The 25724-nt window shown below is 69.6% G+C and carries 26 protein-coding genes; 14 read left to right on the top strand and 12 right to left on the bottom strand.

The window, feature by feature from the left end:
* Nucleotides 1-15 precede the first annotated feature (15 nt).
* The 6 genes from OG390_RS19770 to OG390_RS19745 all read right to left on the bottom strand — a co-directional run bounded on the left by OG390_RS19770 (nucleotide 16) and on the right by OG390_RS19745 (nucleotide 4950).
* Nucleotides 16-624: an ArsR/SmtB family transcription factor gene (locus tag OG390_RS19770; protein ID WP_406169681.1), complete on the bottom strand. Its 609-nt coding sequence runs from the start codon at nucleotides 622-624 to the stop codon at nucleotides 16-18.
* A 102-nt stretch (nucleotides 625-726) separates the two neighbouring features.
* Nucleotides 727-1692, bottom strand: a complete 966-nt coding sequence (locus tag OG390_RS19765) for a glycine betaine ABC transporter substrate-binding protein (RefSeq protein ID WP_406169679.1) — start codon at nucleotides 1690-1692, stop codon at nucleotides 727-729.
* A complete protein-coding gene (locus OG390_RS19760; protein ID WP_406169677.1) occupies nucleotides 1689-2543 on the bottom strand; it encodes an ABC transporter permease in 855 nt (284 codons plus the stop codon). The genes OG390_RS19765 and OG390_RS19760 overlap by 4 nt, the downstream gene beginning before the upstream one ends.
* On the bottom strand, nucleotides 2540-3817 hold the full coding sequence (locus OG390_RS19755; protein WP_406169676.1) for a betaine/proline/choline family ABC transporter ATP-binding protein: 1278 nt from the start codon (nucleotides 3815-3817) through the stop codon (nucleotides 2540-2542). Before OG390_RS19755 ends, OG390_RS19760 begins: the two co-directional genes overlap by 4 nt.
* Nucleotides 3810-4457 carry an ABC transporter permease gene (locus OG390_RS19750; protein ID WP_406169674.1) on the bottom strand — a complete coding sequence of 216 codons (648 nt, stop codon included), beginning with the start codon at nucleotides 4455-4457 and terminating at the stop codon, nucleotides 3810-3812. Before OG390_RS19750 ends, OG390_RS19755 begins: the two co-directional genes overlap by 8 nt.
* Before the next feature lie 22 nt (nucleotides 4458-4479).
* Nucleotides 4480-4950: an Lrp/AsnC family transcriptional regulator gene (locus tag OG390_RS19745; protein ID WP_189184758.1), complete on the bottom strand. Its 471-nt coding sequence runs from the start codon at nucleotides 4948-4950 to the stop codon at nucleotides 4480-4482.
* Nucleotides 4951-5072: 122 nt separating this feature from the next.
* Between OG390_RS19745 and hppD the strand changes: the two genes are divergently transcribed.
* Nucleotides 5073-6218 (top strand): 4-hydroxyphenylpyruvate dioxygenase, encoded by a 1146-nt coding sequence (gene hppD / locus OG390_RS19740; RefSeq protein ID WP_406169671.1) that lies wholly within the window; start codon nucleotides 5073-5075, stop codon nucleotides 6216-6218.
* A gap of 115 nt (nucleotides 6219-6333) precedes the next feature.
* Here hppD and OG390_RS19735 read toward each other — a convergent pair whose 3' ends face one another.
* Nucleotides 6334-7938: a tetratricopeptide repeat protein gene (locus OG390_RS19735; protein WP_406169669.1), complete on the bottom strand. Its 1605-nt coding sequence runs from the start codon at nucleotides 7936-7938 to the stop codon at nucleotides 6334-6336.
* A gap of 92 nt (nucleotides 7939-8030) precedes the next feature.
* On the opposite strand from OG390_RS19735, the gene OG390_RS19730 reads away from it, so the two are divergent.
* Nucleotides 8031-9446, top strand: coding sequence for an FAD-binding oxidoreductase (locus tag OG390_RS19730; RefSeq protein ID WP_406169667.1), 1416 nt, complete (start codon nucleotides 8031-8033; stop codon nucleotides 9444-9446).
* Nucleotides 9447-9455: 9 nt separating this feature from the next.
* On the opposite strand, the gene OG390_RS19725 is transcribed toward OG390_RS19730, so the two are convergent.
* Nucleotides 9456-9929 (bottom strand): SsgA family sporulation/cell division regulator, encoded by a 474-nt coding sequence (locus OG390_RS19725; protein ID WP_406169665.1) that lies wholly within the window; start codon nucleotides 9927-9929, stop codon nucleotides 9456-9458.
* 312 nt (nucleotides 9930-10241) lie between these two features.
* Here OG390_RS19725 and OG390_RS19720 point away from each other — a divergent pair, with 312 nt between their 5' ends.
* Together OG390_RS19720 and OG390_RS19715 are read left to right on the top strand one after the other, a co-directional pair.
* Nucleotides 10242-11825: an RDD family protein gene (locus tag OG390_RS19720; protein ID WP_406169664.1), complete on the top strand. Its 1584-nt coding sequence runs from the start codon at nucleotides 10242-10244 to the stop codon at nucleotides 11823-11825.
* Between the two features lie 99 nt (nucleotides 11826-11924).
* Nucleotides 11925-12587 carry an RDD family protein gene (locus tag OG390_RS19715; protein WP_406169662.1) on the top strand — a complete coding sequence of 221 codons (663 nt, stop codon included), beginning with the start codon at nucleotides 11925-11927 and terminating at the stop codon, nucleotides 12585-12587.
* Between the two features lie 107 nt (nucleotides 12588-12694).
* Here OG390_RS19715 and OG390_RS19710 read toward each other — a convergent pair whose 3' ends face one another.
* Nucleotides 12695-12988: a hypothetical protein gene (locus OG390_RS19710; protein ID WP_406169660.1), complete on the bottom strand. Its 294-nt coding sequence runs from the start codon at nucleotides 12986-12988 to the stop codon at nucleotides 12695-12697.
* A gap of 441 nt (nucleotides 12989-13429) precedes the next feature.
* Here OG390_RS19710 and OG390_RS19705 point away from each other — a divergent pair, with 441 nt between their 5' ends.
* Together OG390_RS19705 and OG390_RS19700 are read left to right on the top strand one after the other, a co-directional pair.
* The gene (locus tag OG390_RS19705) at nucleotides 13430-15787 is read left to right on the top strand and encodes an immune inhibitor A domain-containing protein (RefSeq protein WP_406169658.1); all 2358 of its coding nucleotides are present in this window, start codon (nucleotides 13430-13432) and stop codon (nucleotides 15785-15787) included.
* 122 nt (nucleotides 15788-15909) lie between these two features.
* Nucleotides 15910-16251 carry a hypothetical protein gene (locus OG390_RS19700; RefSeq protein WP_406169656.1) on the top strand — a complete coding sequence of 114 codons (342 nt, stop codon included), beginning with the start codon at nucleotides 15910-15912 and terminating at the stop codon, nucleotides 16249-16251.
* Between the two features lie 500 nt (nucleotides 16252-16751).
* Here the strand turns inward: OG390_RS19700 and OG390_RS19695 are convergent, their stop codons facing one another.
* Together OG390_RS19695 and OG390_RS19690 are read right to left on the bottom strand one after the other, a co-directional pair.
* Complete coding sequence (locus OG390_RS19695; RefSeq protein ID WP_406169654.1) at nucleotides 16752-17336, bottom strand: isochorismatase family protein; 585 nt, start codon at nucleotides 17334-17336, stop codon at nucleotides 16752-16754.
* Between the two features lie 296 nt (nucleotides 17337-17632).
* Complete coding sequence (locus tag OG390_RS19690; RefSeq protein ID WP_406169653.1) at nucleotides 17633-18961, bottom strand: nicotinate phosphoribosyltransferase; 1329 nt, start codon at nucleotides 18959-18961, stop codon at nucleotides 17633-17635.
* Between the two features lie 92 nt (nucleotides 18962-19053).
* On the opposite strand from OG390_RS19690, the gene clpS reads away from it, so the two are divergent.
* The 7 genes from clpS to OG390_RS19655 all read left to right on the top strand — a co-directional run bounded on the left by clpS (nucleotide 19054) and on the right by OG390_RS19655 (nucleotide 24090).
* Nucleotides 19054-19371 carry an ATP-dependent Clp protease adapter ClpS gene (gene clpS, locus OG390_RS19685; protein WP_399080725.1) on the top strand — a complete coding sequence of 106 codons (318 nt, stop codon included), beginning with the start codon at nucleotides 19054-19056 and terminating at the stop codon, nucleotides 19369-19371.
* A 106-nt stretch (nucleotides 19372-19477) separates the two neighbouring features.
* The gene (locus OG390_RS19680; RefSeq protein ID WP_406169651.1) at nucleotides 19478-20083 is read left to right on the top strand and encodes a DUF2017 domain-containing protein; all 606 of its coding nucleotides are present in this window, start codon (nucleotides 19478-19480) and stop codon (nucleotides 20081-20083) included.
* 378 nt (nucleotides 20084-20461) lie between these two features.
* Nucleotides 20462-21913, top strand: coding sequence for an amino acid permease (locus OG390_RS19675; protein WP_406169649.1), 1452 nt, complete (start codon nucleotides 20462-20464; stop codon nucleotides 21911-21913).
* A gap of 180 nt (nucleotides 21914-22093) precedes the next feature.
* Nucleotides 22094-22516, top strand: coding sequence for a Mov34/MPN/PAD-1 family protein (locus OG390_RS19670; protein WP_399080731.1), 423 nt, complete (start codon nucleotides 22094-22096; stop codon nucleotides 22514-22516).
* A 111-nt stretch (nucleotides 22517-22627) separates the two neighbouring features.
* The gene (locus OG390_RS19665; RefSeq protein ID WP_313904860.1) at nucleotides 22628-22729 is read left to right on the top strand and encodes a putative leader peptide; all 102 of its coding nucleotides are present in this window, start codon (nucleotides 22628-22630) and stop codon (nucleotides 22727-22729) included.
* A 114-nt stretch (nucleotides 22730-22843) separates the two neighbouring features.
* Nucleotides 22844-23122: a MoaD/ThiS family protein gene (locus OG390_RS19660; RefSeq protein ID WP_369246898.1), complete on the top strand. Its 279-nt coding sequence runs from the start codon at nucleotides 22844-22846 to the stop codon at nucleotides 23120-23122.
* Between the two features lie 17 nt (nucleotides 23123-23139).
* Nucleotides 23140-24090, top strand: a complete 951-nt coding sequence (locus OG390_RS19655; protein WP_406169646.1) for a PLP-dependent cysteine synthase family protein — start codon at nucleotides 23140-23142, stop codon at nucleotides 24088-24090.
* 148 nt (nucleotides 24091-24238) lie between these two features.
* Here OG390_RS19655 and OG390_RS19650 read toward each other — a convergent pair whose 3' ends face one another.
* Nucleotides 24239-24697: a type II toxin-antitoxin system PemK/MazF family toxin gene (locus OG390_RS19650; protein ID WP_406169644.1), complete on the bottom strand. Its 459-nt coding sequence runs from the start codon at nucleotides 24695-24697 to the stop codon at nucleotides 24239-24241.
* 261 nt (nucleotides 24698-24958) lie between these two features.
* Between OG390_RS19650 and OG390_RS19645 the strand changes: the two genes are divergently transcribed.
* A complete protein-coding gene (locus OG390_RS19645) occupies nucleotides 24959-25711 on the top strand; it encodes an MBL fold metallo-hydrolase (RefSeq protein WP_406169642.1) in 753 nt (250 codons plus the stop codon).
* Nucleotides 25712-25724: the final 13 nt, after the last annotated feature.

Below are 25724 nucleotides of genomic sequence, written 5' to 3'. Positions count from 1 at the left end.
TCGGTGCTTCTCCGTTCAGCTCTGGTTGATGGGGAAGACGTGCGTGTGGATGCGGACCTGCTCGGTGTCGGGGGTGTCCTCGGCGGGAGCCGACGCGCGGTAGTTCTCCACGAGTTCGTGCATCCTGGCGACGAGTTCGGTGGCGAGTTCGGGCGTCAGCCGTAGCGTCATGTCGCTCATGTCCGTGGCCCCGGACCAGGCCGTGGGCCATTCGTCCCGGGTGGCGATCCAGGTGGACAGCTCGCGGGTGTGGGTGTTCGCGATCTCGTGCAGGAAGGTGTCCTCCGCTCCGCGCAGCTCCGGATCGGAGCCCGTGAACCGGGTGCTGTCGTAGATGAGCCCCTGGTGGACGGCCTTCCACCAGCGCTCCCGCCCCTTGCCGTGTTCCGGGGCGTCCTCGACGAAGCCGTGCGCGGCGAGCTGGCGCAGGTGGTAGCTGGTCGCTCCGCTGGACTCGCCCAGTTTCGCCGCCAGTTGGGACGCGGTGGCCGGTCCACCGCGCCGCAGCGCGCTCAGCAGCTGCATGCGCAGCGGGTGCGCGAGGCCGCGCAGTGAGCGGGCGTCGAGGGTGCGGGGGGCCAGTTCGCTCGAGGCCGGTGTCGTCGGTTCTTCGCGCTCCTGCATGCATGCAAAAGTAGCGTTGCAAAGAAGTAGTTGCAAGAGATTCTTTGCAACTATTTCTTTGTAAGTCCTCGGAGTCGAGTCTCCGTACGCCTCCGGGGCACCTCACCCGCCCTTGACGAACCCCTCCGCCTTCATCCAGTCCAACGCCACCTGATGCGGATCCTGGCCGTCCACGTCCACCTTCGCGTTCAACTCCTGGGCCACCGCGTTGTTCAGCTTCTTCGTCACCGGATCGATGACCCCGGCGATCGCCGGATACTTCTTCAGGGCCTTGGAGTTGATCACGGGCGCTGCGTTGTAGTTGGGGAAGAACTTCTTGTTGTCCTGCATCACCTCCAGGTTCATCGACTTGATGCGCCCGTCGGTGGTGAACACCTCCCCGTAGGTGCAACTGCCCTTTGCCACCTGGGTGTAGATGATCCCGGTGTCCATCTGCGTGATGTTCTTCGCCGGCAGGCTCATCCCGTACGTCTTCTCCATGCCGGGCAGCCCGTCGGCCCGGTTGGCGAACTCGCTCTCCACGCACAGCGTCACCGCGCCGGGGTCCTTTTCGGCCAGCGCGGCCACTTCGGAGAGCGTCTTGGTGCCGAATTTCTTGAAGTTGGCCTGGTTCATGGCGAGCGCGTACGTGTTGTTGAGGGCGGACGGCGGCAGCCAGGTCAGGCCGTTCTCGAGGTCGGCGTCGCGTACCGCCTCCCACTGCTTCTGCGGGTCGGGGATGGGCGTGCTGTTGCCGAGATAGGTGATCCAGGCCGTGCCCGTGTACTCGTACATGGCGTCCGCGTCCCCGCTCTTGACGGCTTCGCGGGCGCCGATCGACCCCTGGATGCCGGTGCGGTCCAGCACATCCGCGCCGGCCGCCTGGAAGGCGATGCCCATGATCGCGCCGAGGATCAGCTGTTCGGTGAACTCCTTGGAGGTGACGGTCAGGGCGGCGCCCTTGAGCGGCTCGCCCTGCCCGATCGAGCCGGGCTTGACGTCATCGACCATGGGGGAGCCGCTGGTCAGCCCGCAGCCGGAGGCCAGCAGCAGCCCGCCGGTGACCGCGCAGGCCATGAAACCCCTCATGACCCCGCCTCCAACCCGCGCGGTCTGAGCAGCAGTTCGGCCAGTGAGGCGAGCCAGTCGACGAGCAGCGCGAGCGCCACCGTGAGGATCGAGCCGAGGACCAGGACCGGCATGCGCTGGGTGGTGATTCCGGTGGTGATGAGGACGCCCAGACCGCCGCCTCCGCCGAAGGTGGCGAGGGTCGCCGTGCCCACGTTCAGTACGAGGGCCGTCCGCACGCCCGCGAGGATCAGCGGTACGGCCAGCGGGAGTTCGATCCGGGACAGGACGCCCAGCGGGGACATCCCGATGCCGCGGGCGGCTTCGAGCAGCGTCGGGTCGTTGGCCTTCAGGCCCGCGATCGTGTTCGACAGCACCGGCAGGACGGCGTAGATGATGATGCCGATCAGCGCGGCCTTCTGGCCGGAGCCGAGCAGGATGACCAGAAGTGCCAGCAGACCGATCGCCGGAGTGGCCTGCCCCATGTTGGCGATGGTCATCGTGATCGGGGTGGCCTTCCGGAACGTCTTGCGGGTGAGCAGGATGCCCAGCGGGATGGCGATGATCAGCACGAAGAATGTGGAGATCACGACCAGTTGGATCTGCTGCCACAAGGCCTTCGACACCTGACCGTTCGACAGGGCGTTCTCGGAGATCGGGTCGAGGCTCGCCTGCTGGAACCAGAGCCAGGTGGCGAGCAGGAGGGCCACGAGAACGGCGGGCAGAAGGGTCAGCTTCCGCCAGGTGATCCGGCGCTGGAACGTGACGGGCGGCGGCGGGGCCTCCTGCTCGGCCTCGCCCTCGTCCCGGAAGGCGAGCCCCTTGACGTCGTGCTCGCCCTCGGGCCGCTGATCGGTGGGCGGTGTGTTCACGCCTTCGCCTCTCCGGCGTCCACGCCCTCCTGCTCGAAGTGGGTCTGCTGGGCGCGCGCCTCCTCCAGCTCGTGCCGGTGCTCCATCGCCTCCAGCCGGTCGGCCTCCAGCAGCTCGTGCACGGAGTTCATCAGCGTCTCCATGTCGACGACGCCGATGTACTCGCCGCGCCGCCCGGTGACCGCGACCCGGCCCGTGTTGTCCGTGAGCACTGCCTCCAGGGCGTCCCGCAGCGTGGCGTCCCTGGTCACCGTGTCGTGCACGAGAGTGCCGGCCCGCGCAGGCGAGCCCTTGGCCCGCGTCAGGTCGCCGCGCCGCAGCCACTTGTACGGGCGGCGGCGCTTGTCGAGCAGCAGGATCTCGTTCGTACCGCTCGCCCGGAGCAGGTTGAAGATCGACTGGAGGGGGTCGTCGACGGTCACCGTCGGACAGCCGGTGATCTCCACATCCCGTACGCGCGTCAGATTGAGTCTCTTGAGAGCCGCCCCCGCGCCCACGAACCCCGACACGAAGTCGTCGGCCGGGTTGGTGAGGATCGCCTCCGGGGTGTCGAACTGTGCGATGTGCGAGTGTTCGCGCAGCACCGCGATCCGATCGCCCAGCTTGATCGCCTCGTCGAAGTCGTGGGTGACGAAGACGATCGTCTTGTGCAGCTCCTGCTGGAGCCGGATCAGCTCGTCCTGGAGGTGGTCGCGGGTGATCGGGTCCACCGCGCCGAACGGCTCGTCCATCAGCAGGACGGGCGGGTCGGCCGCCAACGCTCGTGCCACGCCCACGCGTTGCTGTTGTCCGCCGGAGAGCTGACGTGGATAGCGGCCGTGGAACTCGGCCGGGTCGAGCCCGACCAGGTCCAGCATCTCCTCGACCCGGGATCTGATCCTCGGCCTGGACCAGCCGACCATCTGCGGCACCAGCGCGATGTTCTGGGCGACCGTCATGTGCGGGAAGAGCCCGGAGGCCTGGATCGCGTACCCGATCTTGCGGCGCAGCTTCACCGGATCCATGTCGGTGACGTCCTCGCCGCCGATGCGGATGCGTCCGCCCGTCGGCTCGATCAACCGGTTGATCATCTTCAGGGTCGTGGACTTGCCGCATCCGGACGGGCCCACGAAGACGACGAGTTCGCCCGCCTTGATCTCCATGTTGACGCTGTCCACGGCGGGTTCCCGGCTGCCGGGATAGCGCTTGGTGAGGTGCTCCAGTTCGATGGTGGCGCCCGTCGTGGACGTGTGCCCGGTCGCGGGTCTCTCGGCGGTCTCGGCCGTCTCAGGCACGGATCCCCCTCGGAATGGTCAGCCGCCCGATGAGGACGTACGCGGCGTCGAACAGCAGCGCCAGGATGATGATCCCGAGCGTGCCCGCGAGCACCTGGTTGAGCGCGTTCTTGCTGCCGAGGGAGCCGATGCCGCGGAAGATCTCGTTGCCGAGGCCGGGCCCGGAGGCGTACGCCGCGATCGCCGCGATGCCCATCAGCATCTGTGTCGAGATCCGAATGCCGGTGAGGATCGGCGGCCAGGCCAGCGGCAGCTCCACCCGTACCAGCCGGGCCGGCCGCGACATCCCGATGCCCGTCGCCGCGTCCACGAGCGCGGGATCGACCCCGCGCAGGCCGACGATCGAGTTCCGCACGATCGGCAGCAGCCCGTACAGCGTCAGGGCGACCACCGTCGGCGGCACGCCCAGGCCGACGATCGGGATCAGCAGACCGATCATGGCGAGCGACGGGATGGTCAGGAGGGCGGAGGTGGTGAGGGTGGCGAGGCTGCCGGCCCACTCGCTGCGGTAGGTGACGACGCCGATCAGCACCCCGATGACCGTCGCCACGACCATGCACTGGAAGACCGCGCTGGCGTGCTGGTAGGCGTCCGTGAGCAGCTGCTGGTGGCGGCTGCTGAGGTACTCCCAGAAGTTCACGCCGCCTCACCCCGCTCATCGGTCAGTGCTCGGTCGCCGCCTGCTCCACCAGCGGGATGATCCGCAGCGGAACGGGGTTCTCCATGACGATCGCCGTGGAGGCCCGGACGATGCCATCAAAACCGACAACCCGGTCGATCACACGTTGGAGATCGGCGTTCGAGCGGGCCACGAGCCGGCACAGCATGTCGCCGCTGCCGGTCGTGGTGTGCAGTTCGAGGACCTCGGGCACGGTCGCCAAGTGGGCTCGCACGTCTGCACCTTGTCCCTGCCGGATCTGCAGGGTCGCGAATGCCGTGACCGGGTAGCCGAGCGCGGCCGGGTCCACCTGTGGCCCGAAACCCCGGATGACTCCATTCGATTGAAGCCGGTCGAGCCGGGCCTGCACCGTGCCGCGCGCGACCCCGAGCCGCCGGGACATCTCCAGGACGCCGATGCGCGGTTCCTCGGCGAGCAGCACGAGGAGCCGGCCGTCCAGATGATCGATCGCCATGGGGACCTCCGAGATGGTCATCCTGTACAGAACGCCCGAAGAAACGGGCGAACGTCTGAGCATATTGTCCAGCCGACACGGAAACTATTGCGCACCTTGCGGAACGGAGGGAGCCTGCGGCCATGACTCAGACCACCCACCACACTCCCGACACCGCCCGGCAGGCAGACCCCTTCCCGGTCAAGGGAATGGACGCGGTCGTCTTCGCCGTCGGCAATGCCAAGCAGGCCGCGCACTACTACTCCACCGCTTTCGGCATGCAACTCGTGGCCTACTCCGGACCGGAGAACGGCAGCCGCGAGACGGCGTCGTACGTCCTCGAGAACGGCTCGGCGCGCTTCGTCTTCACCTCCGTGATCAAGGCCGCCACCACCTGGGGCCACTTCCTCGCCGAGCACGTGGCCGCGCACGGCGACGGCGTCGTCGACCTCGCCATCGAGGTCCCGGACGCCCGCGCCGCCTACGCCTACGCCGTCGAGCACGGCGCCCGCTCGGTCGCCGAGCCGTACGAGATCAAGGACGAGCACGGCACGGTCGTCCTCGCCGCGATCGCGACGTACGGCGAGACCCGGCACACCCTGGTCGACCGCTCGGGCTACGAGGGCCCCTATCTCCCCGGCTTCGTGGCAGCGAAGCCGATCGTCGAGCCGCCGGCCCGCCGCACCTTCCAGGCCATCGACCACTGCGTCGGCAATGTCGAGCTCGGCCGCATGAACGAGTGGGTCGGCTTCTACAACAAGGTCATGGGCTTCACGAACATGAAGGAGTTCGTGGGTGACGACATCGCGACCGAGTACAGCGCGCTGATGTCGAAGGTCGTCGCGGACGGGACCCTGAAGGTCAAGTTCCCGATCAACGAGCCCGCGATCGCCAAGAAGAAGTCCCAGATCGACGAGTACCTGGAGTTCTACGGCGGTGCGGGCGTCCAGCACATCGCGCTCAACACGAACGACATCGTCGAGACCGTGCGCGCCATGCGCGCCGGGGGAGTTCAGTTCCTGGACACGCCGGACTCGTACTACGACACCCTCGGCGAGTGGGTGGGTGACACCCGCGTCCCCATCGACACGCTCCGCGAACTGAAGATCCTCGCCGACCGTGACGAGGACGGCTATCTGCTGCAGATCTTCACCAAGCCGGTCCAGGACCGTCCGACCGTCTTCTTCGAGATCATCGAGCGGCACGGCTCGATGGGCTTCGGCAAGGGCAACTTCAAGGCCCTGTTCGAGGCGATCGAGCGGGAGCAGGAGAAGCGCGGCAACCTGTGAATCCGTAGAACCCGCAACCGCTGAACGCCGGTTGACATTCTCAGGTCCTGTGGACGCCGGGGGCGCCCACAGGACCTGGGGAGACCTGTGGACGAGCTCTGATGGCGCCCGCCGCTCAGCGCGCCGCCGAGCGCTTCGGTGCGGGCGTCGGTGCGGGCGTCCGCGGGGGCGTCGGTGCCTGCGTCCGCGCGGGCTTGTGTGCGGGCGTCCGCGCCGGCTGAGGCGCCGGCTCCGGTGCCGGCGGCTCCGTGTCCTCCTCGGGCTCCTCCTCCGGCGGCTCGGGCGGCCCGCCCGGAGGCGGCTCGCCCAGCCCCTCCAAGGTCTCCTGGGCCAGCGGCACGAAGAGCGGCGAGAAGTAGGGGTTGATGCGCAGAGCCTCGGCGAGATGACGGCGGGCCGGGCCGAAGAGGTCCAGGGCGCGTTCGATCTGGCCCAGGTGATACATGAACAGCGCGCTGCGCACACCACCCCCGTGCTCCTTGTCCAGGACCTTCGTGGCGAACTTGACCGCCTCCTCGTTCGCCCCGGACTGGTGCAGCGCCCAGCCGAGCGCGTCCGCGACGGGAATCGCGGGGTGCCGCTCCCACTCCTCGCGCAGCCGCCGCACCGCCTCCACCGGGTCACCGTGGTCCGCCTCGAAGAGCCCGAGGACCAGCTCGTCGTCCACACCCCCGGCGGTTTCCTGCTGTACCCGCTCCTGCAGCAGGTCGTACTGCTCGCGCGCGTCCCGGCCGAGCCCCAGCTTCTCGTACAGCTCGCCCAGCTCCAGCGCGTACCGCGGCGCGGGCCGCTTGGCGAGCGCCGTCCGGTACGCGTGCAGCGCGTCCGACGTGCGCCCGAGCGCCGCCAGCGCGCGCCCCTGACCGGCGAGGGCCCCGTGCGCGTCGGGGTCGGCGCCCAGCGCGGCCTCGCAGTAGCGCAGCGACTGCTCCGGGTCACCGCGCTCCCATGCCAGCTCACCGGCCTGCTGGAGAAAGACCGCCTGCTCGGCGGGCGTCCGCGCGCCCGCCGCCGCGTCGGCGATCGTGGCCGCCGCGTCCTCGCGCCAGCCGCGGTCCCGGTAGACCCGCGAGGCCTGCGCCAGCACCGCCGGCCCGGAGTGCAGTTTCTGCAGCTTTTCGAGGGTCCCACGAGTGGCCTTGTAGTCCCCGAGGCCGGTGTACGCCTCGATCAGCAGCGGATACGCCGTCCACCGCTTCGGCGACTGCTCCACAGCCGCCTCGCCCCACTCCTTGGCCTCCTGGAAGTCGCCTCGCGCGTTGGCGAGCGCGGTCAGGCCTTCCAGCGCTTCCGGGTTCCCCTCCGGTCTGACCTGCAGCGACGTACGCAGAGCCTTCTCGGCCTTGGAGTAGTACGCGGGCGTCGCAGTGCGCCGCGCCTCCTCCACGTACGCGCTGCCGAGCACCGCCCACGACTGCTCGTCGCGCGGATGGGCCCGCAGGTGGGCCTCGCGATCCCCGATGAGCGCCGCCAGGTCGGGCAGTGAGGCGGGCGCCCCGGCCACGACCGCCTGCCGCGCCCGGGTCACCGAGCCCGGCCCCGCCGAGGGCGGCACCAAGGTCTGCCGCACCGGGGGCAGCAGCACCAGCACACCGCCCAGCACGACACCGCCCACGACCACGCCGAACAGCACGCGCTTGGCGACGGGGGAGAAGCGCGGCCCATGGGGTTCCTGGGGCTGTAGCCCGGAGAGAACCGGCTCTCGCTTTTCGATCTCCATGCCGCTCACTGTGCGCCAGTACGAAGACCACATCCCGGCAGCAAAAGCCTCGGGCGGACGGGGTTCACACCGATGGCCCCGAGTGCGACGCTGTGATCATGAGCCGTATCGAAGCCCCGCAGGATGAAGACACGGCAGCGACCGGCAACCTCGTCGACCGTCTGCTGAGCGGCCTGCCGGCCGAAGCCGTCCTCACCGACCCGGACGTCACGGCCTCGTACGCCAACGACATGGCGAGCCTCTGCGAGGCGGGCACGCCCGCCGTGGTCGTCATGCCGCGCACCGTCGAACACGTCCAGCACGTCATGCGCACCGCGACCGAGCTGCGCGTCCCGGTCGTCCCCCAGGGCGCCCGCACCGGCCTGTCGGGCGCCGCCAACGCCTCGGACGGCTGCATCGTGCTGTCCCTGGTGAAGATGGACCGGATCCTCGAGATCAACCCCGTCGACCGCATCGCCGTGGTCGAACCCGGCGTCATCAACGCCGCGCTCTCCCGCGCGGTCAACGAACACGGCCTGTACTACCCGCCGGACCCCTCCAGCTGGGAGATGTGCACGATCGGCGGCAACATCGGCACGGCCTCCGGCGGCCTGTGCTGTGTGAAGTACGGGGTGACGGCCGAGTACGTCCTCGGACTGGAGGTGGTCCTCGCCGACGGACGGCTCATGAACACCGGCCGCCGTACGGCGAAGGGCGTCGCCGGGTACGACCTCACCCGCCTCTTCGTGGGTTCGGAGGGCTCGCTCGGCATCGTCGTACGGGCGATTCTGGCCCTGAAGCCGCAGCCGCCCCGACAGCTGGTGCTGGCCGCCGAGTTCGGGTCGGCGCGGGCCGCCTGCGACGCCGTCTGCCGGATCATGGAGGGCGGCCACGTGCCCTCCCTGCTCGAACTCATGGACCGTACGACGGTCAAGGCCGTCAACGACATGGCACACATGGGCCTGCCGGAGACCACCGAGGCTCTGCTCCTGGCCGCCTTCGACACCCACGACCCTGCCGCCGACCTCGCGGCGGTCGGCGCGCTGTGCGAGGCCGCGGGCGCCACCCAGGTCGTACCGGCGGAGGACGCGGCCGAGTCCGAACTCCTGCTTCAGGCACGGCGGTTGTCGCTGACCGCGCTCGAAGCGGTCAAGGGCACGACGATGATCGACGACGTGTGCGTGCCGCGCTCCCGGCTCGGCGACATGCTCGAAGGGATCGAGCGCGTCGCCGACAAGTACGCCCTGACCATCGGGGTCTGCGCGCACGCGGGCGACGGAAACACGCACCCCACCGTCTGCTTCGACGCGTCCGACCCCGACGAGTCCCGGCGCGCCCGCGAGTCCTTCGACGAGATCATGGCGCTGGGGCTGGAACTCGGCGGCACGATCACCGGTGAGCACGGCGTGGGCGTCCTGAAGAAGGAATGGCTGGCGCGCGAGATCGGCCCGGTGGGAGTGGAGATGCAGCGGGCCATCAAGACGACGTTCGACCCGCTGGGCATCCTGAACCCGGGCAAGCTGTTCTGACACCCAGCGCTACTCACCGTCCTTGGACTCGTCCGACGGCGACGGGCCGCGCAGCCACCGGTCGTCGGCAGGCGTCGGAGCGAGCAGCTCGGCCAGTCCGTCGTCGATGCCGAGCTGCCCGTCCTCGGAGCCCGGGGGGACCGCCCGCAGGGTGCGCTCCAGCCAGGCCGACAGCCGCGCGGCCGGCACTTCGAGCAAGGCGTCCCCGTCGGGCGAGCTCAGCGCCATCAGCACGACGCTGCGGCCCGCGACCTTCGTCGGCCACACCCGCACATCGCCGTGCCCGCACGGCTGGAACACCCCCTCGAGGAGCAGCTCGCGGGCGAAGGTCCAGTCGACGGGATGGTCGGTTCCGATGTGGAAGGTGATGTGGACGGCGTAGGGATCGTCGGTGCGGTAGCCGAGCCGCGCCGGGACGGGGATGCTGCGCTCGGGCGACAGGACGAGTCCGAGCTGGAGTTCGCGTTCCACCACGATATGCATGTGGCGCGTTTCCTCTCGTGTACGGGGCCCTGTGGGCGGGCCGGTACGGGTGGAGAGCGCGTTGGTCCGGAACCATTACGCGGGTTCCGGGAAATTTCTCCGGACCGGCTTCGGCCCGGCGCCGAGCCGGCTTCGGGTGCCGTTTGCGACGAGGGCCGGCCCCTTCCCGGACAACCCCGGAACCCGGCTCGCAAGAGATGGCGGAACCATGCCCGAAAGGGGTGGGTAAGGCGGGAGCGGCCGTGACGAGTGCGCCCGTCTGATAGATGTGGAGCCCCCAAAAGACCCCCGAGCAGATACGGGACGACGGACATGAGCGCCCCAACCCCGGCCCCCGGTGACGACAGGCCCCGCGAAGGGTATTACCCGGATCCCTCCATTCCTGGATATGTCCGGTACTGGAACGGTGCCGCCTGGGTACCGGGTACGAGCCGTCCGGCGCCGTCCGACGGCGAACCGCTCGCACCGCCGCCGGGCGCGCGACCGGCCCATGTGCCCGCACCGGCGCCGACTCCGGCGGAGGAGACGGGTCCGCACTTCTTCGACGAGGACCCCCAGCCCCCGGTGTCCCCCGCCGATGCGCAGCACGGCAGCCGGCCCGAGCCCGCCGCCACATGGGGTGCCGACCGCTCCCAGCAGTCCGGCTTCGGCGGCGAGCAGGACCGCCGGGTGTCCTGGGGCGGGCCCCAGGGCGCCGACCCCCGCGTGCCCCGCGCGGCACAGCCGGGCGACGACATCGTCCCGCCCGACGGCAAGTCCTCCCGCACGGACGGAACGGCGACGATCCCGCCCGCGGACTCGGGCAGCGACCAGCAGCCCCCGGCGTCCGGCGGCACCGTGGTGTTCCGCCGTCCCACGGGGCCGGTGCGGCCCGCGGGGTCGCAGGGCGCGCCCGGCGCGGGCCGTACGGGGGACCAGGGTTCCGCCACGCCCGGCGGCAAGGACCCCCTCCCTTCCGAGGGCACCATGGCCTTCCGCGCGCGCTCTCCGCGCACGGAGCGGCAGCACGGGGCGCAGACCGGGGGCACGGGCCCGGCGGCGGGCGCACCCGGCACGGCCGGTGCGGCCGGTACGCCCGGTGCTTCAGGCGTTCCCGGAGCTTCCCCCGCTTCCGGAGCTTCGGGCGCTTCAGGCGCGAGCGGCCACGCGGGCGGCGGCTTCGGCGCCGGGCAGGCCGCCCAGGCGGCGGCCGCCGCGCGCAACGCCCCCGCCACGCCCGCCACTCCCTCCGTCCCGCAGCAGTCCGGTGGCCCTGCCCCCATGACCTCGGGCTCCGGCGGCGGACAGCCCTCCTGGGCCCAGCAGGTGCACCGGCTCGCGGGCGCCACGGCCGACGAGGGGCAGCCGGTCGCGCCGTGGAAGCCGCCGGTCGACGACGTGTTCCAGGCGGCCGCGCGGCGGCAGTCGGCGGCGCGGCCCGCGGGTCTGGGCAAGCGCCTGGCCGCGCGCCTCGTGGACACCGTCGTGCTCGCCGGTGTCACCGCCGTGGCCGCCGTGCCGCTGGGCACCAAGGCGATCGACCACATCAACGAGAAGATCGACGCGGCCAAGCTGTCCGGCGAGCAGGTCACGGTCTGGCTGCTCGACGGCACGACGACCAGCTGCCTCGGCATCGTCCTCGGCGTCCTGCTCCTCTTCGGCGTCCTGTACGACGCGTTGCCCACCGCCAAGTGGGGCCGCACCCTCGGCAAGAAGCTGTGCGGCATCGAGGTGCGCGACATCGAGGGCCACGAACCGCCGACCTTCGGCGCGGCCCTGCGCCGCTGGCTCGTCTACAGCGTCCCCGGCCTGCTCGTGATCGGTGTCGTCGGCGTGCTGTGGTGTCTGTTCGACAAGCCGTGGCGGCAGTGCTGGCACGACAAGGCGGCCCACACCTTCGTGGCCGCGTCCTCGTGAAGCCGCGGCCTTCCTGAAGACCCTCCGGGGGAGCCGTCCCGGTCCCCCGGACGGCCCTCGCCGGATGCGGAGGCGGAGGGTTCGCGGTCGACTCGGGCCATGAGCAGCGAACCGCCGCCCCCCGGCTCCGGCCGGCCACCGGACGAAGACCCGTTCAAGAAGCAGCCCCCGCCCGCCGAGGGCGGCGGTTCCCCGTACGACAGCCCCCCGCCGCCCCCCGGCGGCGGCTCTCCCTACGGCGATCAGCCTCCGCCGTACGGAGGCGGCGATCCCTACGGCAGTGGAGGCCCTTACGGCGGCGATCCGCTCGCCGGCATGCCCCCGCTCGCCGACAGCGGCAAACGGGTGCTGGCGAGGATCCTCGACATGATCCTGGTGGGCATCGTGGTGTGGCTGCTGTCCTGGGCCTTCGGGCTCCACCAGTACACAATGGACACGGACAAGATCAAGTTCGGCGAATCCTTCGGCAAGGAAGTGATCGCCGCCGTGCTCTATGTCGCGTACGACACCGTCATGATGAGCAGGTCGGGACAGACCTTCGGCAAGAAGCTGTTCAACCTGCGGGTGGCCAACCTCGACAACGGTTCCACGCCCTCCCTGCAGACCATGCTGACGCGCTCGCTGGTCCTGTGGCTCCCGTTCGCGTTCTGCTGCGCGTGCATCTGGACCGCGATCGCGGGCGGCTGGAGCTTCTTCGACAAGCCCTACAAGCAGGGCCTGCACGACAAGGCGGCCAAGACGGTGGTGGTCAGCACCGGTTGACGTACACGGTCCGCCTCGTAGGCGCTGACCCCAGGGCGGCGGCAGCGCTCCGATAACCGGCGGGTCCGTGCTTCACGGGCCGGTTCACGCACGAGGTGGGCCGGGCGTCAGGGGCCGGCCGGTTCGCGTACGGGCTGGGGCGCCGCGGCGGCGGACACGGACGCGGTCTCGCGCTGTACTGGCACCCGCTCGACCGGGGCGGGAGCCGGAGCCGCCGCGGACGGCGTGGGCTTCGGCAGCGGGACCGTCACGGCGACGAGCAGCCCGAGGGCGAGCGCCGAGAGGGTGATCAGCGCGATCCCCAGGCCCGAACTCGTCTGAGACAGCAGCAGCATGGCGAGGGTCGAGAAGATCACGGTGCAGGAACCGTAGGCGAGCTGTGCGGCGGTCGGACGAGGCATGGCAATCGTGTCCTCGGGTGGGGGTTCTCCCCCCGGTGCCTCTCGCGATGGGGGAGGGTGCGGATAAGAATCTGGGGTGAGACAACGGTGTCGGCTTGGCTTTCCGCCGACTTCCGACGCTCCGCCAATCGACTCTATTCGCCTGCATGCCCGAGTGGAACGACTGGTAAGCGTGACCTTACCCACGGTGCCGATGCACAGGGGGCGCACGGAGTCATCACGTCCACCAAGTGGACATACGGGCGCGCCCGTTGGGGGTTGCGCGAAGCGTTCGGATAGCGAACCTCCGCTCCGCATAATGCACTTGCCAGGTTCAAGTCAAGACCTGTCTTTTCTTTGGTAACTCCGGTCAAATGTCGTCACTTGAATCGCGTAGACGCGCGCGGACTTCCATGACCGGGAACCCCCATCCGCGCGAGCGGACGCGGGGGAGGACATCAAGTGACCAGCAGACCATGGACGTTCAGAGCAGCAGCGGTGGGCGTCGCCCTCGCGGCGGCTACCGCCACGTTCTCCACGTTCGCCGTGGCGCAGGCCGATGACGTATCGTCGTCGGCCACCATCCACCGCCACGACCCGCAGCCGGCCAAGACCGCGGTCGACCACGACCTCGACGGCCCGCTCAGCAAGACCCAGACCGCCCAGCGCCAAGAGGCCCTGAACCAGGTCATATCCGGCGACGCCCAGGTCAAGGACCGCGACGGCTCGCAGGTCGTACAGCTCAAGAGCAAGAAGGGCCACAGCAAGTACGTCGAGCTGGGCCGCGAGAAGACCGACAAGATCTTCACGATCCTGGTCGAGTTCGGCGACAAGGTCGACCCGACGTACGGCGGCACGGCCGGCCCGGGGCACAACAAGATAGCCAAGCCGGACCGCACCAAGGACAACAGCACCGCCTGGCAGGCGGACTACAACCAGAAGCACTTCCAGGACCTCTACTTCGGCACCGGCAAGCATGTCGAGTCGATGAAGAAGTTCTACGAGAAGCAGTCCTCGGGCCGCTACTCGGTCGACGGCGAGGTCGCCGACTGGGTCAAGGTCCCGTACAACGAGGCCCGTTACGGCAACAACGCCTGCGGCTCCACCAACTGCCCGAGCGTGTGGAACGTCGTCAGCGACGGCCTGAACTCCTGGGTCGCCCAGCAGAAGGCGGCCGGCCGCACCGACGCCCAGATCAAGGCGGACGTGGCGAAGTTCGACCAGTGGGACCGCTACGACTTCGACGGCGACGGCAACTTCAACGAGCCCGACGGCTACATCGACCACTTCCAGATCGTGCACGCCGGTGAGGACGAGTCCGCGGGCGGCGGCGTCCAGGGCACCGACGCGATCTGGGCCCACCGCTGGTACGCGTTCGGCACCGACGCGGGCGCCACGGGCCCGGCCGACAACAAGCTGGGCGGCGCCCAGATCGGCGGCACCGGCATCTGGGTCGGCGACTACACCATCCAGCCGGAGAACGGCGGACTCGGCGTCTTCGCCCACGAGTACGGCCACGACCTCGGCCTGCCGGACCACTACGACACCACCGGCAACGGTGACAACTCCACCGGCTTCTGGACCCTGATGTCCTCCGGTTCCTGGCTCGGCACCGGCAAGGAGTCCATAGGCGACCTGCCGGGCAACTTCAACGCCTGGGACAAGCTGCAGCTGGGCTGGCTGAACTACGACACGGCCAAGGCCGGCAAGCAGTCCACGCACAAGCTGGGTGTCGCCGAGTACAACACCTGGAACAAGCAGGCCCTCGTGGTCAACCTGCCGGACAAGGCGGTCACCACGACCGTCGTGACCCCGGCGCAGGGCTCGACCCAGTGGTGGAGCGGCAGCGGTGACAACCTCAAGAACACGCTGACCCGTTCGGTCGACCTCACCGGTAAGTCCTCGGCCACGCTGACCCTGGACGGCTACTACGACATCGAGGCCAACTACGACTTCCTCTACACCGAGGTCTCGACCGACGGCGGCGCCAACTGGACCGCGATCGACGGCACGGTGGACGGCCAGCCCATCCCGCACGACGCCAGCGACAAGCCGGCGCTGACCGGCACGGTCGACGGCTACAAGAAGCTGTCGTACTCCCTGGACGCCTACGCGGGCAAGAAGATCGACGTCCGCTTCCGCTACCAGACCGACGGCGGCGTGGCCCAGAAGGGCTTCGCGGCCGACGAGATCGCGCTGACCGCCGACGGTGCCACGGTGTTCTCCGACAACGCCGAGACCGCTGACGCCGCTTGGACCGCCACCGGCTTCTCCCGCATCGGGGCGTCCTTCACCAAGGACTACGCGCAGTACTACATCGCCGAGAACCGTCAGTACGTGTCGTACGACAAGACCCTCAAGGTCGGCCCGTACAACTTCGGCTTCTCGACGACCCGTCCGGACTGGGTGGAGCACTACACGTACCAGAACGGCCTGTTGATCTGGAAGTGGGACACCTCCCAGGCGGACAACAACACCAGCGTCCACCCGGGCGTCGGCCTGGTCCTGCCGGTCGACTCGCACCCGGCCGCGCTGAAGTGGTCCGACGGCACGCTGATGCGCAACCGCATCCAGGCGTACGACTCGCCGTTCAGCCGGTACCGCACCGACGGCATCACGCTGCACAACGCGGACGTCAAGACCAAGATCCGGTCGTCGAAGGGTGTGCCGGTCTTCAACGACCACACCAGCACCTACTACGACGACAGCACCCCGACGGCCGGTGTCAAGATCACTGACACCAACACCAAGATCCAGATCGTCAAGGAGGCCAAGGACGGCTCCACGATCTCGCTCCGGGTCGGCCCCGCGGTGAAGTAGTCGGCATTTTCGCAGGTCAGAAGGCGATCGGCGGCAACCCCCTGGCGGGTTGCCGCCGATCCGTGTTTAGGTGCGTCCTGTGGCTCGCTTATTGACACTGACTCGCACGGGGGTGTGACCGCATGGCCGCAGGAGGTTTCTGCAAGCTGCCGAACGGCAGCGTGGTGGTGGCGTTGAACCTGCCCAGCCCGTCGGGCCCGGGCGGCGGCTGTGTGCGCTTTCTGGTCCTCGCGCAGAACCGTGCCCGAGCCCTGACGCGGCTGCGCAACCTGGGCCTGCGTGCGGTCTACCTCCGCGGCAACGCGGCGCCTCCCACCCCGGACGAGGTCACCGCGGTCCTGCACCACCCCGACGGCCTCATATGGCGGACGGCCCCTGACATCGGTGTCGCGGGCCCGGAACTGGCCCAGGAGCTCTGGCACCCGATCAGAGCCCTGCTGAGACGCCCTGCGGCGCAGGCGTGAGACGGATGCGCAGCGGCGGCGTCAGTGGTAGCGGCGGCAGGGAGTAGCCGTGTCGGTGGGCGGCCGTGACGGCCGGCGGTCATGGTGGCGTCAGCGGTAGCGGCGGCGGCGTCAGTGGTAGCGGCGGCAGGGAGTAGCGGTGTCGGCGGGCGGCCGTGACGGCCGGCGGTCATGGTGGCGTCAGCGGTAGCGGCGGCGGCGTCAGTGGTAGCGGCGGCAGGGAGTAGCCGTGTCGGTGGGCGGCCGTGACGGCCGGCGGTCATGGTGGCGGCAGCGGCGGCGGCGTCAGTGGTAGCGGCGGCAGGGAGTAGCCGGTCGGCGGGCGGCCGTGACGGCCGGCGGCCATGCTGGCGTCAGCGGTAGCAGTATCGGCGGCAGGGAGTAGCCCTGGCGACCGGCGCCGGGACCGTACGTGTCGGCGGTGGCGAACCCCGTCCGGACCCTCCTGGGGGCGCTCGCGCAGGGGTTACCGGACCCGCCGTGGGGCACTCCCGCAGGGGCTAGACGACAGGCTTGCCCGTCAGCTCCACGCCCGCTGCCCGCAGCTCCTCCAGGGCCCGCTCCGTCGTCTCCTCGGCCACCCCGGCCGTGAGGTCGAGCAGCACCTGGGTGCGGAAGCCCTCGCGGACCGAGTCGAGGGCAGTGGCGCGCACGCAGTGGTCCGTGGCGATGCCGACCACGTCCACCTCGTTGATCTCCCGGGCCCGCAGCCAGTCGCCCAGCGAGATCCCGTTCTCGTCGACGCCCTCGAAGCCGCTGTACGCCGCCGCGTAGGCACCCTTGTCGAAGACGGCGTCGATCGCGCCGGAGGCGACGGCCGGGGCGAAGTTCGGGTGGAAGCCCACCCCCTCCGTGCCGGCCACACAGTGCGCGGGCCAGGAGTGCACGTAGTCGGGGTTGTCGGCGAAGTGACCGCCGGGGGCGATGTGGAGGTCGCGAGTGGCCACGACATGGCGGTAGCCGGCGGGCGCCTGCCCGATCAGCTCCGTGATGGCGGCGGCCACGTCGGCACCCCCGGCCACCGCGAGGCTGCCACCCTCGCAGAAGTCGTTCTGCACGTCTACGACGATCAAGGCGCGGCGCATGGTCGGTGTCCTTCGGCTTGGCAGGAGGTCGGTGGAGGGGGTGCGGGCCCGGCCGTTGCTGCTTGTACCGAGCCTAGAGACTTCAAGTGCGCTGCGGGAGGGGGCTTTTGGCTTCCGCCGACCGCGCAGGCACGCTGCCGTTGCATTCCCGCTCACCGGTTGTTCATGCGTGGCCGCACGAGTGGGCACCAGTGGGGCCACTGGGGCGCCGTCCCCGCGAGGCCGGCGCCCACGTCTCGGAAGTACTCCGTGGGTTTCAGGCGTACTCCGTGGGTCTCAGACGCAGTCCGTGCGCATCAGACGTATTCCGTGGGAATCACCGGCTCTCCGCGCGAGAGCTGCGTCGCCGACAGCGGCAGGTCGGCGCGGGCCGCCGCGTGCCGGTCGCGTACGACGTCGAGGGGCTCGCGGGCGACCACCTGGCCGCCCTTGATCAGCTCGACCAGGAGCTGGTGGTCGACCAGCTCACCGGGTACCGGCCCGGTGCCGATCACCTCGGCCTCGGCGACTCCGTACTCGTCGGGTCGCCTAGCCGCCCACTTGCGCCCGCCGATGGACGTCTTGCCGCCGGTGGACCTCTTGGCCACGGCCTCGAGCGGGGCCTTCGGGTCCGCCGACTCGGCGCGGGCGACCAGCTTGTAGACCATGGAGCAGGTGGGATGGCCGGATCCCGTCACCAGCTGGGTGCCGACGCCGTACGCGTCCACGGGCGCCGCCGCCAGCGAGGCGATCGCGTACTCGTCCAGGTCGGAGGTCACGATGATCTTCGTGTGGGTCGAACCCAGTTCGTCCAGCTGCTGGCGTACCCGGTGCGCGACCAGCAGCAGGTCGCCGGAGTCGATACGCACCGCGCCCAGCTCGGTGCCGGCGACCTCGACGGCCATCCGGACCGCCTCGGTGACGTCGTACGTGTCCACGAGCAGCGTGGTGCCCCGGCCGAGTGATTTCACCTGTGCCTGGAAGGCGTCCCGCTCGCGGTCGTGCAGCAGGGTGAAGGCGTGCGCGGAGGTCCCGACGGTCGGAATGCCGTAGCGGAACCCGGCGGCCAGGTCGGAGGTGGTGGTGAAGCCGCCGATGTACGCGGCCCGCGCGGCGGCGACCGCGGCCAGCTCGTGCGTGCGCCGGGCGCCCATCTCGATCAGCGGCCGCTCCCCGGCGGCGGAGGACATCCGGGAGGCGGCGGCCGCGATCGCCGAGTCGTGGTTGAGGATGGAGAGGATCACCGTCTCCAGCAGCACGCACTCCGCGAAGGACCCCTCGACCCGCAGGATCGGTGAGCCCGGGAAGTACACCTCGCCCTCGGGGTAGCCCCACACGTCGCCGCTGAAGCGGTACGAGGCGAGCCACTGAAGGGTCGGTTCGTCCACGATCCGCTGCTCGCGCAGGAAGCCGAGGACGTCCGCGTCGAAGCGGAAGTTCTCCACCGCGTCGAGAACGCGGCCGGTCCCGGCCACGACCCCGTAGCGCCGCCCGTCGGGCAGCCGCCGCGTGAAGACCTCGAAGACCGAGCGCCGCTCGGCGGTCCCCGCGGCCAGCGCGGCCTGCAACATCGTCAGCTCGTACTGGTCCGTGAAGAGCGCCGTCGAGGGAACGTCCACCGGCAGCCCAAGGTCCGCTGTGTTCATGACGGGATCGTACCCCCATCTCGTCACTTTGACGATTTTGTGGGTCCGTTCGGTGGGGCCCGTTTGTGCGGGCACCCGGGTCAGGTGGCAGCATGGGCGGTGTGACGGCTCCCGCACCCCTAGAGATCGAAAAGACCGAGTCGGCGGAGGAGGTCTTCGCCGTACCCGAGCCGGACGTCCCCTGGGTCACGATCGTGCACAACGACCCGGTCAACCTCATGAGCTACGTGACGTATGTCTTCCAGGCGTACTTCGGGTACACCAAGGACAAGGCCACCAAACTCATGCTCGATGTCCATCACAAGGGCCGGGCGGTCGTCTCCAGCGGCACGCGCGAGGAGATGGAGCGCGACGTACAGGCCATGCACGGCTACGGTCTGTGGGCCACCCTTCAGCAGGACCGGAAGTAGCCCGAACGCAGCCCGAGCCCCGGAAGCCGGAAACGGCGAGCAGGACCGGAAGCAGCCCGCACAGCCCGCACCCATGGCGCAGGACCGGAAGTAGCGAACTCACTCCATGCCAGGACACTTCGAACCGCTCCCCGGCGGCGGCGCGGCCGTCGCGCTCGACGAGGTCGAGATCTCCATCATCCGCTCCCTCGCCGTCCAGCTCCTGGAGCTCATCGGTCCCGGCCCCGCGGAGAACGCCCCCGACGACCCGCTGGCCGAGCTGTTCGCGGAGGGCCCCAGCGAGCCGCCCACCGACGCCGTGCTGCAGCGCCTCTTCCCCGACGCCTACAGCGGCCCCGACGTCGAGGCCGACTCGCCGGAGCAGGCCGAGGAGCAGCGCGCGTACTCGGCGGAGTTCCGCCGCTTCACCGAGAACGACCTGCGTGCGGCCAAGCGCGAGAACGCCCTCGTGGTGATCCGCTCCCTCGACTCGCTCACCACGGCGGGCGACGGCGGCGGCGTCCTCAAACTGTCCGCCGAGGAGTCGGAGCAGTGGCTGCGCGCCCTGAACGACCTGCGCCTGGCGATCGGCTCCCGGCTCGACGTCGTCGACGAGGAGGACACCGACCTCCTGTACCGGCTCCCGGACGAGGACCCGCGCAAGCCGATGGTGATGGCGTATCTGTGGCTGGGCGGCCTCCAGGAGAGCCTCGTCGAAACCCTCATGCCCTGATCTCTCGAAACCCCCATGCGCTCATCCGTCGAAACTCTTATGCCCTGATCTGTCGGTATAAGTGCCCTCTGGTGTTCGCTCAACGGACACTCAATTCCGGATAACGATCGCGTCACCGCCGTGGCCGCTTATGTGCTTCTGGACATCTGTTCGTCCGCTTTTTCCTGTGGCGTGCCTTACATCAGCCACCACCGATCAATGTTGCGGCCGTGATAAATCTTCACGACCGCCCGACGGGACACCACCCATGTCCGGTCGGGTGCGCCACCAGCCGGCGGATCGTCGGCCAGGCATAAAGCTCCACCATCCGGGGGGATCGGAACCCGATCCGAAGCCAAGGCACTGGCTCGGATCGGCATGGAGAAAGGCGCATCACACATGACCTCATCGCAGGTCGACAAGCAGTACGACGGCAGTGAGGCCGTGGGCGGCGACGCCCCCGAAGAGGGGTACGAGCGCGGGCTCGGCAGCCGTCAGGTCCAGATGATCGCGATCGGCGGCGCCATCGGCGTCGGCCTGTTCCTGGGAGCCGGGGCGAACATCGCCAAGGCCGGACCCAGTCTCATCTTCATGTACGCCCTCGCGGGCGTGATCATCTTCTTCATCATGCGGGCGCTCGGCGAGCTCCTGCTCTACCGCCCGGTCTCGGGCTCCTTCGCGGAGTACTCCCGCGAGTTCCTCGGCCCGTTCTTCGGCTACTTCACCGGCTGGACGTACTGGCTGATGTGGGTCGTCACCGGCATGGCCGAGCTCACGGCCGCAGCGATCTACGTCCACTACTGGTTCCCGCAGGTCCCGCAATGGGTGACGGCGCTGGTCTTCCTCGTCGTCCTGTTCGTGGCCAACCTGATCTCGGTGAAGCTCTTCGGCGAGATCGAGTTCTGGTTCTCGATGGTCAAGGTCACCGCCCTGATCGGCATGATCGTGATCGGCCTCGGCGTCCTCACCTTCGGCTTCAGCTCGGCCGGTGACACGGCGTCCGTCGCGAACCTCTGGCAGTTCGACGGCTTCTTCCCCAAGGGCATCGGCTCGTCCCTGATGACCCTGCAGGGCGTCATGTTCGCCTACCTCGCCGTCGAGCTCGTCGGTGTCACGGCGGGCGAGTCCGAGGACCCCGAGAAGACGCTCCCCAAGGCGATCAACACCCTGCCCTGGCGCATCGCCCTCTTCTACGTCGGTGCCCTCACGGTCATCCTCTGCGTCGTGAAGTGGACGGAGTTCTCACCGGGCGTCAGCCCCTTCGTCGAGGCCTTCGCGAAGATCGGCATCCCGGCGGGCGCCGGCATCGTCAACTTCGTCGTGCTGACCGCGGCCCTGTCCTCCTGCAACTCCGGCATGTACTCCACGGGCCGGATGCTGCGCACCCTGGCCGACAACGGCGAGGCGCCGAAGGTCTTCAACAAGCTCTCCTCGACCAAGACCCCCGCGATCGGCATCACGGTCTCGGTGCTCTTCATGGGCATCGGCGTGGTCCTGAACTACATCGTCCCGGAGAAGGCCTTCGGCTACGTCACCTCGGTGGCCACCGCGGCCGGCATCTGGACCTGGCTGATGATCCTGATCAGCCACATCCTGTACCGCCGCGCGGTCGACGCCGGGCGCCTGCCCGCGTCCTCCTTCCCGGCTCCGGGCGGCGCGAAGTGCAGCTGGGTCGCGGTCGTGTTCCTGCTCTTCGTCACCGGCCTGATCGCGTACGACGCCGACTCCCGCATCTGCCTGTACGTGATGGCCGGCTGGGCCGCCCTTCTGGCCGTCGGCTGGGCGATCCTCAAGGCGCGGAACCCGGAGGTCACCCAGCGCCGCGAGCCGGAGTTCGAGAAGGTCGGCTGAGCCGCACCGGCAGCCGTCGGCCGAGCCGCACGGCAGTCGCCGGCCGATCCGCACCGGCAGCCGTCGGCCGAGCCGCACGGCAGCCGTCGGGCCGAGCCTCGCGGCTCACCCTGCTCACCATGTGGGCCGTCCCGTACCACCCCTCGGTACGGGACGGCCCTTCTGCTTATCCTGGCCAGCATGCTGACCATCACCCAGGCCCTCTTCGACCAGATCGTCGCGCACGCGCGCCAGGACCACCCCGACGAGGCGTGCGGCGTCGTCGCGGGCCCGGAGGGCACCGGCCGCCCCGAGCGGTTCATCCCGATGCTCAACGCCGCCCGCTCGCCCACGTTCTACGAGTTCGACTCCGGCGACCTGCTGAAGCTGTACCGCGAGATGGACGACCGCGACGAGGAGCCCGTGATCGTCTACCACTCCCACACCGCGACCGAGGCGTACCCGTCCCGCACGGACATCTCGTACGCCAACGAGCCCGGTGCGCACTATGTCCTGGTCTCCACCGCCGACGCGGACGACGCCGGCCCATTCCAGTTCCGCTCGTACCGGATCGTGGAGGGCGAGGTGACGGAGGAGGAGATCAAGGTGGTGGAGGCGTACTGATCCGGACCGATCCCGGCGCGATCCCGAGGCGATCCCGCAATTCGGTCAGAATTCCTCCACTATCTGAGATCACACTCCGGGACCCGGACCGGGAATCGATACGATGAGCCCATGGTTTCCCACGACGTGAGCGACAAGACGCCGGGCATGCTGCTCGTGGCGCGGCTGCACGTCGACCTGTGCAGGCTGCAGAGCGCCATCTGTACGCGCTGATCGCTGCCGCCGCCGTACGGCCGTGAGCCGCGGCTCCGCAACCGGCGTACCCCCTGCTTTCCCGCGCTGCCGCGCGCCCACCGACTGACTTCCTCCCGACAGGAGCCCCAAGCCATGGCCATCGAGGTCCGCATCCCCACCATCCTCCGCACCTACACCGGCGGCGAGAAGGCCGTCGAGGGCGGCGGCGCGACCCTCGCCGAGCTCCTCGCCGACCTCGAGACCCGGCACACGGGCATCCAGGCCCGCATCGTGGACGGCGGCGAGCTGCGCCGCTTCGTCAACGTCTACCTGAACGACGAGGACGTCCGCTTCCTCGACGGCATCAACACCAAGCTGACCGACGGCGACAACGTCACGATCCTGCCGGCCGTCGCCGGTGGCATGGCCTGATCGGCCGCTGGTCTCCCATGCGCTACGACTCCCCGCTCGCAGCGGTGGGCAACACCCCTCTGGTGCGCCTGCCGCGGCTCTCGCCGTCCGCGGACGTCCGCATCTGGGCGAAGCTGGAGGACCGCAACCCGACAGGTTCGGTCAAGGACCGTCCGGCCCTGCACATGATCGAACAGGCGGAGAAGGACGGCCGGTTGACGCCCGGCTGCACGATCCTGGAGCCGACCTCCGGCAACACCGGCATCTCGCTGGCGATGGCGGCGAAGCTCAAGGGCTACCGCATGGTGTGCGTGATGCCCGAGAACACCTCGCAGGAACGCCGTGACCTGCTCGGCATGTGGGGCGCGGAGATCATTTCCAGCCCTGCGGCGGGCGGCTCGAACACCGCCGTGCGCGTCGCCAAGGAGCTCTCCGCCGAGCACCCGGACTGGGTGATGCTCTACCAGTACGGCAACCCGGACAACGCCGGCGCGCACTACGCGACGACGGGCCCGGAGATCCTCGCCGACCTCCCCTCGATCACCCACTTCGTGGCGGGGCTGGGCACGACCGGCACGCTGATGGGCGTCGGCCGCTTCCTGCGCGAGCAGAAGCCCGACGTCAAGATCGTCGCCGCGGAGCCGCGCTACGACGACCTGGTGTACGGCCTGCGCAACCTCGACGAGGGCTTCGTGCCCGAGCTGTACGACGCGTCGGTCCTCACCTCGCGCTTCTCGGTCGGCTCCGCGGACGCGGTGACCCGTACCCGGGAACTCCTCCAGCAGGAGGGCATCTTCGCGGGCGTCTCCACGGGGGCCGCGCTGCACGCCGCGATCGGTGTCGGCAAGAAGGCCGTCGCGGCGGGCGAGTCCGCCGACATCGTCTTCGTCGTGGCCGACGGCGGCTGGAAGTACCTCTCGACGGGCGTCTACACGGCGGCGACCACGGAGGAAGCGATCGAGACGCTGCAGGGGCAGCTCTGGGCGTAGTGGGTTGCGGTGGCGGGTTTTTCGCCCCCTCCGCCCCTACCCGTCCCGTTCCTGGGGGCTGCGCCCCCAGACCCCCGCTGAAAAGATTGCGCAGTTCCCCGCGCCCCTGGAAAGGGGCGCGGGGAACTGCGCAATCCAGCACCTCGACTCAGCCCGCCAGGTAGCGCACCTGATCCCACAGCACCGGGTCCACGATCCCCACCCGGCGACGGAAGTCCCACACCGGGACGTCCCGCAGCTCATCCGTCTCCAGGAAGCTCGCCCGCCCGTGCGCATCCCCCACGGCCCCCGGCGGCAACGGAATCACCCCGGCCCGCTCATCGTGGTACTTGCTGGTGATCTTCGCGACGGTAGCGCGATCCCCCCGCACGGCCAGCACCAGACAGGGCCGGTCCTTGACCCCCGGCCCGTCCTCGTACGGCACGTTCGCCCACCAGATCTCCGCCGGCCGCGGCCGAGGCGCGCCCCGCCGCCGCAGACCCGCCCGTCCGGGCGGACGGGTACGCCGGGCAGGCCGGCGCCCACGGCGCCCCCAGCCGTCCACCAGCGTCGCGACCAACGCGAGCAGCACCACCGCCGCCAGCGCGAGCCACCAGGACGTGTCCATACCGAAGAAGGTACCGGCGCGTATCCCCGCCCGCCGTCCTGCCCGGAGCGACCCGCCAGGGCTCGGCCCACTCCACGTCCATCCGAACCGGTGACAGCACAGGTGAGTTCGCCCACAACGGCCCCTGGCGGAGGAGCGACCGGCCCTTTTGCGCCTTACGCTCGACGGACCGCACGACCCCCGTTTTCCGTAACTGCTCCGAGTATCTGCACCCCGCATCTACTCTCTGCACTTCCTGCCAGCGCGGAGGTTCCAGCTCTTATGAAGCTCACCGTCGTCGGCTGCTCCGGGTCGTTCCCGTCCGCGGAATCGGCCTGCTCGAGCTACCTCGTAGAGGCCGACGGCTTCCGGCTGCTTCTCGACATGGGCAATGGTGCCCTCGGCGAGCTGCAGCGCCACTGCGGTCTCTACGACCTCGACGCGATCTTCCTCAGCCATCTGCACGCCGACCACTGCATCGACATGTGCGCGTACTTCGTCGCGCGCTACTACCGCCATGACGGCGGCCGCTGCGATCCGCTCCCCGTGTACGGACCCGAGGGCACCGAGCAGCGCCTGACCACCGCGTACGGGGACACCCCCACCGCCTCCTCGATGAGCGAGGTCTTCGACTTCCACACGGTCAAGCCGGGCACCTTCGAGATCGGCCCGCTCACCGTGCACACGGAGCGGGTGCGCCACCCCGTGGAGGCGTACGGCATCCGGGTGGAGCACGAGGGGAAGTCGCTCACGTACTCCGGGGACACGGGGGTGACCGAGGCCCTGGACGAACTCGCCCGCGACACCGACCTGTTCCTGTGCGAGGCCGCGTTCACCCACGGCAAGGAGAACATCCCCGACCTGCACCTCAACGGCCGCGAGGCGGGCGAGACCGCCGCCCGCGCCGGCGCCCGCCGCCTGCTGCTCACCCACGTCCCGCCGTGGACGGACCCCCAGATCAATCTGGAGGACGCGCGCGCGGCGTACACGGGTCCGGCGGAACTGGCGATGCCTGGACTGTCGTACGAGATCTGACGGCCGGCCCCCT

The sequence above is a fragment of the Streptomyces sp. NBC_00996 genome (genome assembly GCF_045162675.1).
Lineage (GTDB): Bacteria > Actinomycetota > Actinomycetes > Streptomycetales > Streptomycetaceae > Streptomyces.
Note: the sequence above shows the minus strand (reverse complement) of the source record. Positions and strands in the feature narration are given on the sequence as shown.